This is a genomic window from Deltaproteobacteria bacterium (assembly GCA_022340465.1).
Taxonomy (GTDB): domain Bacteria; phylum Desulfobacterota; class Desulfobacteria; order Desulfobacterales; family B30-G6; genus JAJDNW01.
Window position 1 is genome coordinate 1 of record JAJDNW010000129.1, and the last position, 13,865, is coordinate 13,865.

The following is a 13,865-nucleotide window of genomic DNA, read 5'->3' on the forward strand; positions in this document are numbered from 1 at the left end:
CGTCATTCCCATGCGAAAGAGGACAACCGTCGGCGTTGACATCGGCTATACGGAAATCAAGATGGCCATGATCAACACGGTTTCCGAGCGCAGGCATGAACTGCTCGACTTTACCACGATTCCATTTCCCGAGGGGATTGCACAAAACAGTCCCACCTTCCCGGCTTTTCTCAAGAATGCGATGAAAGAGTTCTGCGGCCGGAGCAAACATACAGCGATCTGGGCCGGCATCTCAGCCGCCCGTGTGGAAACACGCAATATAAAGATCCCTAAAGTTTCCAAAAAACAGATCGACAATGCCGTTTACTGGACGCTCAAAAAAGACCTTACCTTCGACGAAAATGAGATGATTTTCGATTTCGAAATCATTGGCGACATCATCGAGGACGGCATCAACAAGATCGAAACCATGGCCTATGTGGCTCCAAAGCAGGAGGTCGTCCAGCTAAAGAACCTGTTTGGTAAAATCGGGTTCCCCCTGACCGGCGTCTCCATCGTCCCTTTCGGCATGCAGAACCTGCTGCGCACCAATATCGTCGACGCCGGCGAAAAACTGGTGTGCAGCCTCTTTATCGGCAGGGACTGGTCCAGAATTGTCATCTACTCCCGCGGTAACCTCATTCTATCGAGGGGCATCAAGGCCGGCATACGCAGCATGATCGAAGCGGTGGCCCAGGAACTCGGCAGAGAAAAGATAACGGAAACCGAACAGGCGATCGACCCATCGGAAAGCAGCATATTCGGCATCGACCAGGAGACCTATATCGTCGACGTCGAACAGGCACGCAGGATATTCTTCAACCACATCAACGGGAAGGGCCCCGTTCAACTTGAAGAAACCGGGCGGGCCTTTCAGGATCGCGATGTTTTTGCCATGATCCTGCCGGCAGTCGAACGGCTGGTCAAACAGGTGGAAAGAACCCTGGATCACTACTATCTCCATTTCGGCAACGAGCGCATGAACCGAATATTCGTTTCCGGTCAATTGAGCGCCTACGCTAACCTGATAAACTACATGCGGGATCAACTGGATATTCCCATCGATACCCTCGATCCATTTTCCCCCAGACTCAACTACCTCGGCATCGCCACCCTGCCCGTCGATCCGACCCAGAAGGAGTCCTATGCGCCGGCCATCGGTCTGGGGCTTTCCAACAACGAGCTGACGCCGAATTTCATTTACACCTACAAGAACAAACAGTCCGACGACAATGCCAAACGGGCCAACCACATCATCGCGGCCGGCATCGTTTTGTTCATCGCCATCTGTTCCGGGGTCTATTGGTGGGGCAACGCATTTCTCAAAGAAAAGAGCGTAGAATTGGCGCAGTTGAAAAGCAAAGTTGAAACGTTCAGCCCCCTCGTCAACAAAGAGCTGATCATCAACCTTGCCAGCCAGACGAGAAACAAACGAAAATCCCTAAAACTACTTAGCTCCCGCTACAAAGGCATGGCCGTCATCAATGAGCTTTCGACCATAACGCCTGGGGAGATAAAGCTTTTGAGCATAACCGCAGATTTCGGTGATCCTGAAGCATCGCCGAAAGAAAACGGCAGACAGACACTGACCCTCGAGGGGATCGTCATGGGAGACCGGTTGACCTTCGAGTCGACGCTGGCCGCTTACATCGTCGGACTGGGAAGTTCACCCATGTTCCAGACACCCAGCGTGGAAAGCAAATCGTTCAAATTTCTAGAAAACAAAGAGGTGCTGCAATTCAGAGCCATGCTGGATCTGGTTTGATCCGCATGTCTCCGGCGGCAGCGACGGTGGCGCAATTTATCGCGGGGAGATCTTTGCCTCCTCTAAACGGAAACAGACGATGCCCATGAACTATCTGCCTTCACGAAATATTCTGTTGATTCTGATTTTTGGCGGCGGAATTTTTCTGTTCGTAATTCTGGCGATATTCCCCAACTACATGTCCTTCACCAACATGGAGCGCGAGATTGATACGTTGAGGAACAAAATAGAAGAGCAGAAAATTCTTTCGCCGATTTTCGAGGACCTTTCGAAGAAAGCGCAATTCACAAAACCAGCTTCTCTGCCCTTTCCGCCACCGGAAAAACTTTCCAAAAACGACACCAATAAGATATCGCCCATTATCCAGAGCATCGTCGAAAAAAACGGCTTCACGCTTGAAGATATCGACACGGACATCGAAAGCCTGATGTCTGAAACCGGCGTATTGAAGATGAGTGTCCATATGATCGGGGCGTTCGAAAATCTGAGGAATGTGCTTCTCGATCTGGGGGCGCTCCCCTATCTGAAACACATTGAAATCATACAAATCAACAGTTTCAGAGATGCAAACAAGATCAATCTAAGCGTTTGGATATCCCAGGAGCAATAAAAGCGTGTGCCACGCTTTGATGGAACGCTACTTCGTCGCTGCAATACAAGTAATATTGTCCGTTCTTATTTGGTTTGAAATCGCTACATCTGGTTCAAACAAAGGCTATGTCGATCTGGACGAGGAAACAATAAACGCCGAGACGTAAAGGATCGCAAGGATCAATGCTGAACAGAGAAAGAATCATCATTCTTCTAATGCTCGTAGTCGTGCTCTATGGCATCTACAATTTTTTTCTGGCGCCCGGTGACAACGTGCCGGCAAGGGATTCATCCCAGAATCTTGCCGACCTGAAAAAATTCGTGGTCGATGCCGCTACGAACCTGGCCAGCGAGCATGTATCGGCGGCAGACCAGTACGTCATCCAAAAGGCTGAAAATGCATGGCCCGACAGCCCGTTTCTTCAATCCGGCGCCATTTTGGCGTCACAGCAATCCGAAGTCAAGGTCGAGGAGGCGGCATTCGAAACCGTTACACTCGCTTATACGGGCTATATACAGGTCGAAGACAGCCTGCTGGCCATCGTGAACGGCATGGAATATGAGAGCGGTGAGCAGCTGGGCGAAGCGGGATATTACGTAAAAAGCATTTCTCCTGAAAAAGTGGTGATAGGGGTTGCAAACAACCCTCAAACGATAATTCTTCCGCTGGACGAGGACGTCAGCGTCCGGAAGGAAGCAAAGGAGTAGGCGGCTTTGAAAATGGGAAAATCAACTACATTTGGAAGCGTTATGCACTGGACTATGCCTGTCTTTCTCACGGCGGCGCTACTTTTCGGCTGCGCGCACGACCGAGAGCAGAAGGATCCGTTCGTCGAACAGTGGAAAATGACGGCTGAAAAATCGAAGGGGTATTCACCCAAAGCCAAACAGCGCACGGTGATCCCACCACCGCCGAAAATTTCCAAAATCGAACCCATGGACCAGGGCAAAGAACCCGAAAAAACGCTGCCCACCAAAAAAATCACCATGCGTATGCACGAAACCGATGTCGCCGTACTGCTGCGGGCCCTGACCAGGGCCGTCGGCCTTAACCTGATCATCAACGAAAGCGTCAAGGGCACCGTCAATATCGATGTGAGGGAAGCGGCCTGGGACCAGGTGTTTACAGGCATTCTCCGCACGCAGGGCCTGTTCTACGAGTGGGAAGGCGACATCCTCCGCATCATCACCATCGAAGACCGCAACAAAAGCCTGGAAAGGCTGGCCATGGATCAGAAGATCCGTGAACAGAAGCAGAGCATGGAAAAAGACGAACCGCTGGTCACCCAGGTGGTTCAGGTCGAATTCTCCGATGCCAAGCAGCTGAAGACCAGCCTCGACAAATACCTGTCCGAAAATATCGACGGCGGCACCATCGGATCCGTCATGGTGGACGAACACACCAATTCCCTCATCATTCAGGCCATGTACAGCGATCTGAAAAGGATGATTCCTCTGATCATGGAGCTGGACCGGCCCACCCCGCAGATCCTCATCGAAGCCCACATCGTCGAGGCCAACAAGGACACGGCCAGGGCGCTGGGCGTGCAGTGGGGCGGATTGAGCAACAACGGCGATTTCTGGGTGACGCCCGGGATCAATTCCACAGGCGTCGTTTCCAACCCCCTGAGCGCCGGCGGCATCGACCCCACCTCCGGGTGGGCGGTCAATTTCCCGGCCGATGCCACAGCCGGGGACAACGGCTTTTACAACCTTTTTTCGCTGGGTTTTGCCCTGGAAAACGTTGGTGACAGTATTCTGGCCGCACAGCTCACAGCGCTGCAGACCGACGGCAAGGTCAACATTCTTTCCAGCCCCTCCATCACCACCATCGACAACCAGAAAGCGGTCATAGAAAGCGGCGAGGAGGTCCCCTATCAGACGGTGGAAAACGGCGAGGTGAAAATCGAGTACAAAAAAGCCGTCCTCAGCCTCGATGTCATACCGCATGTCATCGGCAACAACGCGCTGAAACTGGAAATAAACACCACGAAAGACGAACTCGACTTCAGCCAGACGATTGGTGGACAACCAAAAATCATTACCAAAAAAGCGACCACCAAGGTAATGGTCTACAACGGTCAAACCACCGTCATCGGAGGCTTGAGCAAAGAAAAAATTTCTGAATCGGACAGCGGCGTGCCGTGGCTGAAAGACATTCCTTTCCTGGGCTATCTTTTCAAGGGCGAGCAAACGAGCAGGGAGATGGAAGAACTGCTGATCTTCATCACCCCGCATATCCTGGGAACGCGACCGGAGGCCGGTGCGGGGGATGCTACGCTGGAAGGCGCGTCGTCGGAGTGACACGTGCATACGCATTGGCAGGGCCGAAGCCCTGCGCTACGTCGCATTAAATGCAGTGAAATGTCGTTCGGGGCTTCGGCCTTGTTTGATCGAGTGAATCGAGTGACACCTGTTCAATCCCGGTTGAATCGGGACGGGGTTTTATGGATTATTTCAGCATTCTCAATTTAAATAAGGAGCCCTTTTCCAACTCACCGGACCCGGAGTATTTTTTTCACTCCCATCAGCACGTCGGATGCCTTCAGAAGCTGGAGCTGTCCCTCCGATTGCGACGCGGGCTGAATGTGGTTATCGGCGACGTGGGCACGGGAAAAACAACTCTCTGCAGGCAACTCATCCGAAAATTCCGCGATGAAGACACCATCGAGACCCATCTTATCCTGGACCCTCATTTCACCACGCCCCATGAATTTCTGTCTACCGTAGCCGAAATGCTGTCCGCAGAAAAAGTGGACCAAACCGATGATGACTACCAGCTGAAAGAGCGGATAAAAAAAGTTCTTTTCAAAAAGGGCGTGGAGGAACAGAAAACCACGGTGTTGATCATCGACGAAGGGCAAAAGATCCCTGACTTCTGCCTGGAGGTGCTGCGCGAATTCCTGAACTACGAAACCAACGACTACAAGCTGCTTCAAATCGCCATTTTCGCTCAGACCGAGTTCGACAACACCCTGAAGCAGTTAGCCAATTTTGCGGATCGGATTAACCTGTACCACCGCCTCGAGCCCATGGGATTCAAGGACAGCAAGAACATGATCCAGTTCCGCCTGAACCAATCCAGTGCCGCCGCCCAGAAGCTCTCCCTGTTTACCTACCCTGCCCTCTGGGCCATCTACCGGGCCACCCGCGGGTACCCGCGCAAGATTGTCAATCTGTGCCACCGCAGCATACTGACCATGATCATTCAGAACAAATCGAAGGCCAACTGGTTTCTGGTGCAGTCCTGCATGAAACGCGCTTTTGAAGGCCCTCGCAGCCGCTCCTGGGTGTCTGTGACCCTGGTGGCGGCATGCATTGCCGCCGGCATTGTCCTGGTTCCCCGATTTCTGCCCGAAAGAATACCTTTCAAAAACGCCCCGGCACCGGTTTCGGATGACGGAGAAAGCTATCGAATCGCCGGCGGTGCACAGCAGGGGGCGACCCCTGTTCCCGTTTCGTCACCCTCCCAGACGGCCGAACCAAGCGAATCCCATGCTGGCCAGGCACAGGCGGCCAAGCCGGGCCGCGAACCGTCTGCCTCCCCCGCTCTGGAACCGGCCGCTGCAACCGGAACGGGTGACGGCTATGTGCAGGCATCGACAGCGCCTGATGCTCCGCCCCCTCAGACCGGCAGTTCGGAGAAACCCGTAGCGCATCAGCGCCCCAAGGTGCTCGGACAGCTGACGTTTCACCGCAAGGAAACCCTCGGCGGCATGATTCAGACCATTTACGGCATATTCAACAGCCAATACCTGTACGCGGTCGTTGAGATGAATCCGCATCTCACCGATCCCGACACCATCGATATCGGTGAGGTGGTCGTTTTCCCGGCGATTCCCTTACGTATCAAAGCAGAGGAGGGGCAAAAGCGCTGGTGGATCGAATTGTACCGGCGGGACGCCCTAAAAGATGCGTTCGATCTGCTGAGAAATGACCGGCAGCTGGCGCAAACATCCCGGTTGATTCCGCATTGGGAAGAATCATCGGGCCTGCAATTTTCCATCATTTCAAACGGGTATTATTACGACGAGGAAACCGCCAGGGCCAGGTTGAGCGACCTGTTGGCATCCCGCAACAGACCCGAAAGCAGACTGTTGCCGCATTGGAACGACGCAACCGTTTTTTATGCCAACCCGTATCTGGGCCCTTGAACGGAGCGTTCAACGACGAGCATTTTAATTTTTAAAACCCTCAACCCAGGTAGGATTATGTTATATCGTCCTTATAGGCGAATTCCTCACGGGCAATGCTACATCGCCCAATTCAGGAGTGTGTTAACGTGAAACAGAAAAAGCGATTAGGCGAAATGCTCATCGAGGCCGGGCTGATCAATGAGGAACAGTTGAAACAGGCCATCGTCGACCACAAGCGTACCAACATGAAGCTGGGGCAATACCTGGTTCGGGAAGGCCTTGTCAGCGGCTCTCAAGTGGCCGACATCGTTTCCAAGCAACTTAAAATAAAAAAATACATACCCGACAATTATCCCCTGGAAATCGACCTTTCCAAAACACTGCCGCTGGAACTCGCCCAGAAGTATCAGGCGGCCCCCCTGAGGAAATCGAACTTCCTGCTCACGCTGGCAATGACCGACCCCATGGATATCAACGCCCTGGACGCCATTGAGGTATACACGAACATGGAAGCCGAAACGGTTATTTGCACCTACCAGGAGCTGAACAACCTCATCGGCAGTCTCTACGGCACCTACTCCGGTCTCGACGGCGTTCTCGAAGGCATGCAGGAAATGCAGATCGAGCGCGACGACGATGGCGAAGAACCCAGGCCCTCCATGGGGGACGTCGAAGTCAGCTCCCTCCAGGACATGGCCGAGGAAGCCCCGGTGGTTCGATTGGTAAATTCGATCTTGTCCCAAGCCGTGCGCGAAGGCGCCAGCGACGTGCACATCAGCCCGGAAAAGGATTACGTCCAGGTACGCTTCAGGGTTGACGGGAAACTGCACGAACTGCCCGCCCCCCCCAAGGCCATGATCCTTTTGATTATTTCCCGCCTGAAGATTCTGGCCAACATGGATATTTCAATTTCCAGAATTCCTCAGGACGGCCGTTTTACCGTCAAAATGGATGAAAAAGAGATCAACATCAGGGCGTCGACCATACCGACGATTTACGGCGAAAACATGGTGCTGAGGCTGCTGGACACCAGCGGCGGCGTCCACTCGCTGGAAGAGTTGGGCATGTCCATGGCCGATATCAAGAAGCTCGAACCGATCATATACAAGCCCTACGGCATGATTTTGAGCACCGGCCCCACCGGCAGCGGGAAAAGTACGACGCTGTATTCCATTCTCAAGAGAATCAACCAGCCCGACATCAATATTATCACCCTGGAAGATCCGGTGGAATACAGGATAAACAAGATCCGGCAGATTCAGTTGAACCGGAAGGCCGGCATGACCTTCGCGAGCGGTTTACGTTCCATCATGCGGCAGGACCCCGATGTTATCATGGTCGGTGAGATCCGGGACCCCGAAACCGCCTCCATATCCGTTCAATCCGCCCTGACCGGCCACCGTGTGCTCAGCACCGTCCACACCAATGATTCCGCCGGAGCCATTACCCGCTTCATCGACATGGGCATCGAACCTTTTCTGGTCTCCTCGGTCATGCTGGTCTCAATTGCCCAGCGGTTGGTGAGAAAAGTCTGCCCCTATTGCAAAAAACCCTACAGGCCGTCGCAACCCGCTCTCGAATACTGGGGGCTGGACAACGTCGAGAGTGCCAACTTCATGGAAGGCAACGGCTGTTTCAATTGCATGGACAAAGGCTACAAGGGACGAACCGGTGTTTACGAGATACTGATTATCGACGAAATGGTTCAGGATATGATCCTGAAACGCCATTCCGCCCAGGAGATTTCCCGTGCGGCCCGTGAGGCCGGAACCCTGAAAACACTCAAGGACGATGCCGCCAAAAAGGTGCTGCAGGGCATCACCACCCTTGAAGAGGCCGCATCGGCGGTCATCGTATAAAATAAAATTTTTCTCCGATGATGGACGCGAATTACATCGAAGACATTTTGTATTGCATATAAACACTTTTTTTCAAAACCAATAAAAATTTTATTTTTAGTATGCCAAAATACACCTACCAAGCCATCAACGAAAGCGGGAACACCGTCAGCGGCGACCTGGAGGCCGATTCCCTCGACATGGCCAACAGCATCTTGACGTCCCGCGGGTACATTCCCTCCAAGGTCACCGAAACGGGACAGGTGGTTTCCCCCGCCTTTCTACGATGGTTAAAGGAACAATTCACCTATATCAAAACGCCGGAGCTGATTCTTTTCACCAAGCAGTTCAAAACCCTTATCAAGGCCGGGGTCCCCATTCTGAGACTGCTCAAGGTGCTGGAAAACCAGACGGAAAACGCTGCCCTCAAGGAGATCACCTTTACGGTCACCCAGGACATCGAGGAAGGCGCCAGCCTTTACGACGCTTTTCGCAAGCATCCCAAGGCCTTTTCGCCGCTCTACTGCAGCATGCTGAGGGCCGGGGAAGCCAGCGGCTCCCTTCCCGACATTATGGAACGGCTCATCTATATCATGGAGCACGAGCACAAGGTCCGGTCCGATATTCGTTCGGCGCTTTCCTACCCGGCCGTGGTGCTCGGATTCCTGGGCGTTGCCTTTTTTATTCTGCTCACCTTCGTGGTGCCGAAATTCGCGTCGACCTTTGCCAAAACAGACGTGCCTCTCCCCATACCGACACAGATCTGTATCGGCCTTTACGAATTTGTGGCCAATTACTGGCTCGTTATCACTCTTGCATTGATCGGAACGGTCGTTTTCTTGAATTATTTTCTAAGAACGGAAAGGGGAAAGCTCGCCAAGGACACCCTGTTGATGAGCATACCCGTCATCGGGCCGTTGTTCAACAAGGCCGCTATGTCTCGTTTTGCAAGCATTTTCTCTATTCTGCACGCCAGCGGGGTCGCCGTTCTGGATTGTATCCGTATCTTGACCGGCACCATCGGCAATCAGGCCATCGCCAATGAATTCGATTTGATCAGCGAGCGTCTCGAGGAGGGCCGGGGCCTCGCCGAACCCCTCAAGTCCGCCCAGTATTTCCCTCCGATTGTCATCAACATGATCGCCATCGGTGAGGAATCCGACAACCTGGAGGAGATGCTCAACGAAATTGCCCTGCACTATGATGCCGAACTGGAATACGCCATGAAAAAACTTTCGGATCTCATCGGGCCGGTCCTGACGCTCGGCCTTGCGGTCGTTGTCGGCTTTTTTGCCCTGGCCATTTACCTGCCCATGTGGAATATGTCTCAAATGGTCAAATAACAGACGGTGCCCATATAAAAGATCGTACCCATCTTTTAATCTACGTGGCTTCCGTCTTCGCTCTTCGATCTACGCCGAGACAGGTGGCCGCTATTTTTAAAATATCTATGTTATATCGACGGCGCAGCCGTGTATAACAAAAAATGCGGAGCATTTTTTGTGAAGGATATACGATTCGACATCAGCCTGTACATCATCATTCCCGTCATCTTCGCCGGGATTGCCCTGTTGGCTACCCTCGCCTCCTACAACGTCGCCGTCTACTACCTCAAACGCGGCCTGGATCCCACCTGGCCGGTGGCTTTTTGGGGAACCATCACCATTGTCGTTACCGCCATCTTCGGATTGCTGATCGTCAAGTTCATTATCGACCCGGTCAAACAATTTGCTGAATCAACTCAGGAACTGGCTGTTTTTTCGAATGCATCCAATAAGAACCTGCCGCCAGTCAAGACCGACGATATGGGACGTTTCACCCAGATTTTCAATCAGGTGACCGAAATACTTTCCCAGGTGGAAGCCCGTGAGCTTTTTCCAGAAATCGTCGGCCAGAGCCAGGCCATGCGCGCGGTGCTGAAACAGATCCTCGATGTGGCCAAAACCGATTCCACGGTGTTGATCCTCGGTGAAACCGGAACCGGCAAGGAGCTGATTGCCAAGAGCATCCATCGTCACAGTCTGAGGAGAAACAACCCTTTCGTGGCTTTCAACTGTGCCGCCATTCCCGAGGGACTGCTCGAAAGCGAGCTGTTCGGCCATGAAAAAGGGGCTTTTACAGGGGCCGTATCGAAAAAAATCGGTAAGTTCGAGGCTGCCGACAAAAGCACGCTCTTCATGGATGAGATCGGCGACATGCCCCTCGAGACACAGGCCAAAGTGCTGCGGGCCATTCAGGAGAGTCAATTTGAGCGTGTCGGAGGGGTGAAACCGGTTTCGTTCGATGCCCGCCTGATCACGGCCACCAATAAACAGATCGACCAGCTCGTGGAACTCGGACGTTTCCGTCAGGATCTCTATTTCAGGCTGAATGTTTTTACGATTGGGCTCCCTCCATTGAGAAACCGACGTGAAGATATTCCATTGCTGGTGGATCATTTTCTTGAATCTTTGGACGGCGGATACCGTATGTCATCCGAAGCCATGCAGCTGTTGACCGCCTACCATTGGCCCGGCAACGTGCGTGAGCTTGAAAACGCCGTCGAGGCGGCCACGGTTTTGGCCCAAGACATGATCGAACCGCGGCACCTGCCTTCCGGAATTTCCATGCGCTACGCCAAAACAGGCTCTGCAAGCCAAAAAATAGATCCGTTATCCAGCGACCAGGACCTGGACCATCGACTCAGGGAGCTTGAAAAAGGTATCATTATCGATGCGTTGAAACAAACCGACGGGGTTCAAAAACATGCGGCAGACTTATTGGGCATCAAGGAACGCAGCCTCTGGCATCGCATTAAAAAATATGAGATCGACGTGGCCTCATTCAAACAACAAAACTTGTAGATCGTTCCCATCAATAATTGTAGGATCGCTACAATTATTGCAGTACGACCAATGTGGTGAAATTGTTGCGATTAATTTGATTTGCGTTTCAACCCGAACTGCATGAGATCTAACACATTGAATAATAAGCATGTTTTTTATTTTTTATTGAATATTTTCGGCAAAGCCCAAAAATAATGCAGTCTAATCGTAACGGTGGCACTGAATATGCTTTCAATTAGCCTTAAATAGCGAGCGAATTTCCCCTCTTTTTTAGGGGTGGGCAGCGGGGCGTGTTCAGTGATTTTACCGCTAATCAATCTCAACTGTAAGGAACGAATGTTAAGGAGCAGATGATGGTCGATAAAGAGAAGCAAAAAAAGAACGAGGATGGTTTTACCCTGGTAGAGGTTATCGCGGTACTGGTCATTTTAGGTATTCTGGCGGCAGTTGCGGTCCCCAAGTTTTTCGACATGCAGGACAAGGCCCGTGAAAAGGCCGTGGACGGCGCGATCGGCGAACTCAACGGACAGGTGGCGCTTGCCTTCGCCCAGAATGCCCTGAACGGTGGGACCGCTGGAGAATATGAAGGCTTCAACGGGTATTTGGGGCCGGATTTTACAGTCGAAATACCCTCTGGAACAGCTACCACGCAGGGGGGGGCAGACATTAACCCACCGGTCAGCGGGACGATTGCCGTCGATGCCAGTCCAGGCTCCTACGCGCTTGTTTGGACAGACGGCGACACCTCCTCGCCGGGCTATTACACCCGAGGTGCCTACACACCTTAATCGGCCGGACTCTTTTTTTCAGGCCCGTTTGTGACAATGGGCCCCTCTTTCTTCAAATGGCTGGGCGCAGAGAAAAACAGCCGGCAGAAGCCTGTCGGCATTTTCTCTTAGCGCCTGGCTTGTGTTGAACAAAGGAGCGATGAAAGTCTGCCAACCCGAAAATAGCGACGGCTACACATTTGTCGAGGTGCTTATCGTGATGGTCATCATCGCCATCGTCAGCGCGGTCATCATCACCCGATCCAGCGACCTGTCGACCGGTCTGGTATCCCAGTCCGAAATCATGAAAACCCATATCCGCTACGCCCAGACGCTTGCCATGAGTGCCGGGGGCAGCGATGTTTACGGTATCAAGTGTAGTGCCGATACCGATGAATACTGGCTTTTTCAGGGCAGCAATCCGGACGGCAACATCATCCAGTTGACCGATGATCCGTCGTACGATACCGACGGGGACGACAAACTCGAGCTCGCAAGCAAAAAAATACAGACTAGTGCCTTTACGGTCTATTTCGATGAGAGGGGCATCCCCTACAGCGCCTACACGGACAAAAGCACCAACACGCCGTTAACGTCCGACCTGGCCATTGTTCTGACACCGGCCGGGGAGGCCTCCCCCACCCAGACCATAACCGTCACCGAACTGACCGGGTTTATCCCATGAGGACGTTCAGCCGATTTTGTATGCACAATGGTAAACGAGGGTTTACCCTGCTGGAAATCATCGTCACCCTTATTTTGATCTCCATCACCGGTGCGCTGATGTTCCCGGTGCTGCGAACGAATCTGACCAGCAGTGCGATTCCCGTCAGGCGCGTGGAAAACCAGTACCGCCTCGTTCAGGAGATGGACCGCCTGACCGGGCTCTACCGCAGCGAAATATACAAGGACACGTTGGACATCAATGTGTTTAAAGCCAGCAGCGTCGACACGAGCCCTCTGGTTGTGGCCGGCGAAACGGGCTTCCTCGCAGCGGGACAGATCACCGGCAATGCGTACGCGTCCCAGTCAACAAGCATTCTCAGGGTGACCTTGTCCGACGGCGACCAGAGACTGGTCGCTTTTTTTACCGAATAATAATACAATCGCTGGACGCGATTTTATTATGTGACGCGGCTTCCGTCTTCGCTCTTTGAGCTACGCCGAGACAGGTCGCCGCTATCACACTAAGACAAGCAAATTGGGTTACGAACGATCATTGATAGATGAATTGAAACGTTGGTTTTAATCGCTATGCGTGTTTTTAGGCGTACGCTTGTCTTAGAAAGCGGGTATTTTGTAAATCATTTGGAAAAATGAACAAACGTTTCTCCCACCGGGGCAGACAAAAAAAAACGGGCAACCAGCGGGGTTTCAGCCTGGTGGAGCTGGTGGCCAGCCTGGTGATCGCCGGCATCCTGGCCGTCGCCCTCCTGAGCGTCGTGTCCACGGCCATGGATGGCTACGTCTTCGGTAAAAACGCGGCTGACATATCGCAGAAAGCCCAGTTGTCGCTCGCCCGCATGCGCTGCGAACTCCTGAACGCCACCGCTATTACGACGGCCACGGCGGACAGGATTGCCTTTTCCAACCGGTACGGTAATTACATCCTGGAGAGGACCGGCGGCAGCATTACCCTGGAACAGACCAGCGCACCGGCCGTCGGCGCCAAGACGCTCGTGGACGGCCTTCCGGTCGACTATGGCAGTGATCGGCTTTTCACCTTTGCAAAAGTGCCGTCAGCAGGAGTCTGGACCACGGCTGATGATATCGCCGACCTGTTTGCCATCGATATCACCTTGAAATTCAACGATTACAACGGCACTTTCCAGACAACCGTAAACCCCAGGGGAAACCGCCTGCGTGAGGCACCGAGGATGCTTTGATACTATGGCTGCGCGCTATTTTGACGTGAAAAATGCGTTTAAGAGTCAGAACAATTCAAACGGCGCCGTCATGCTGAC

At 52.8% G+C, this 13,865-nt stretch carries 12 protein-coding genes; all 12 read left to right on the top strand.

The window, feature by feature from the left end; all coding sequences use genetic code 11:
- A partial coding sequence (pilM, locus tag LJE94_17210) for a pilus assembly protein PilM (GenBank protein ID MCG6911840.1) occupies positions 1-1,744 on the top strand: 1,744 nt, incomplete at its 5' end.
- Positions 1,745-1,823: 79 nt separating this feature from the next.
- Positions 1,824-2,354 carry a hypothetical protein gene (locus tag LJE94_17215; GenBank protein MCG6911841.1) on the top strand — a complete coding sequence of 177 codons (531 nt, stop codon included), beginning with the start codon at positions 1,824-1,826 and terminating at the stop codon, positions 2,352-2,354.
- A gap of 164 nt (positions 2,355-2,518) precedes the next feature.
- Positions 2,519-3,043, top strand: coding sequence for a hypothetical protein (locus tag LJE94_17220; GenBank protein MCG6911842.1), 525 nt, complete (start codon positions 2,519-2,521; stop codon positions 3,041-3,043).
- 42 nt (positions 3,044-3,085) lie between these two features.
- Complete coding sequence (pilQ, locus tag LJE94_17225) at positions 3,086-4,639, top strand: type IV pilus secretin PilQ (GenBank protein MCG6911843.1); 1,554 nt, start codon at positions 3,086-3,088, stop codon at positions 4,637-4,639.
- Positions 4,640-4,782: 143 nt separating this feature from the next.
- Positions 4,783-6,489 (top strand): AAA family ATPase, encoded by a 1,707-nt coding sequence (locus tag LJE94_17230; GenBank protein ID MCG6911844.1) that lies wholly within the window; start codon positions 4,783-4,785, stop codon positions 6,487-6,489.
- Between the two features lie 128 nt (positions 6,490-6,617).
- Positions 6,618-8,330, top strand: a complete 1,713-nt coding sequence (locus LJE94_17235; GenBank protein MCG6911845.1) for a GspE/PulE family protein — start codon at positions 6,618-6,620, stop codon at positions 8,328-8,330.
- A 101-nt stretch (positions 8,331-8,431) separates the two neighbouring features.
- Positions 8,432-9,652: a type II secretion system F family protein gene (locus tag LJE94_17240; GenBank protein ID MCG6911846.1), complete on the top strand. Its 1,221-nt coding sequence runs from the start codon at positions 8,432-8,434 to the stop codon at positions 9,650-9,652.
- A 159-nt stretch (positions 9,653-9,811) separates the two neighbouring features.
- Positions 9,812-11,152 (top strand): sigma 54-interacting transcriptional regulator, encoded by a 1,341-nt coding sequence (locus LJE94_17245; protein ID MCG6911847.1) that lies wholly within the window; start codon positions 9,812-9,814, stop codon positions 11,150-11,152.
- Between the two features lie 332 nt (positions 11,153-11,484).
- Complete coding sequence (locus LJE94_17250; GenBank protein MCG6911848.1) at positions 11,485-11,922, top strand: prepilin-type N-terminal cleavage/methylation domain-containing protein; 438 nt, start codon at positions 11,485-11,487, stop codon at positions 11,920-11,922.
- Between the two features lie 139 nt (positions 11,923-12,061).
- Positions 12,062-12,586, top strand: a complete 525-nt coding sequence (locus LJE94_17255) for a prepilin-type N-terminal cleavage/methylation domain-containing protein (protein ID MCG6911849.1) — start codon at positions 12,062-12,064, stop codon at positions 12,584-12,586.
- Positions 12,587-12,606: 20 nt separating this feature from the next.
- A complete protein-coding gene (locus tag LJE94_17260; protein ID MCG6911850.1) occupies positions 12,607-12,999 on the top strand; it encodes a type II secretion system GspH family protein in 393 nt (130 codons plus the stop codon).
- A gap of 218 nt (positions 13,000-13,217) precedes the next feature.
- Positions 13,218-13,787: a type II secretion system GspH family protein gene (locus LJE94_17265; GenBank protein MCG6911851.1), complete on the top strand. Its 570-nt coding sequence runs from the start codon at positions 13,218-13,220 to the stop codon at positions 13,785-13,787.
- Positions 13,788-13,865 lie beyond the last annotated feature (78 nt).

Excerpts from the sequence above, each read along its gene's own strand:
- LJE94_17240 (MCG6911846.1), top strand. The coding sequence starts at position 8,432 with ATGCCAAAATACACCTACCAAGCCATCAACGAAAGCGGGAACACCGTC.
- LJE94_17260 (MCG6911850.1), top strand. The coding sequence starts at position 12,607 with ATGCACAATGGTAAACGAGGGTTTACCCTGCTGGAAATCATCGTCACC.
- LJE94_17215 (MCG6911841.1), top strand. The coding sequence starts at position 1,824 with ATGCCCATGAACTATCTGCCTTCACGAAATATTCTGTTGATTCTGATT.
- LJE94_17230 (MCG6911844.1), top strand. The coding sequence starts at position 4,783 with ATGGATTATTTCAGCATTCTCAATTTAAATAAGGAGCCCTTTTCCAAC.
- pilQ (MCG6911843.1), top strand. The coding sequence starts at position 3,086 with ATGCACTGGACTATGCCTGTCTTTCTCACGGCGGCGCTACTTTTCGGC.
- LJE94_17250 (MCG6911848.1), top strand. The coding sequence starts at position 11,485 with ATGATGGTCGATAAAGAGAAGCAAAAAAAGAACGAGGATGGTTTTACC.
- LJE94_17255 (MCG6911849.1), top strand. The coding sequence starts at position 12,062 with ATGAAAGTCTGCCAACCCGAAAATAGCGACGGCTACACATTTGTCGAG.
- LJE94_17220 (MCG6911842.1), top strand. The coding sequence starts at position 2,519 with ATGCTGAACAGAGAAAGAATCATCATTCTTCTAATGCTCGTAGTCGTG.
- LJE94_17265 (MCG6911851.1), top strand. The coding sequence starts at position 13,218 with ATGAACAAACGTTTCTCCCACCGGGGCAGACAAAAAAAAACGGGCAAC.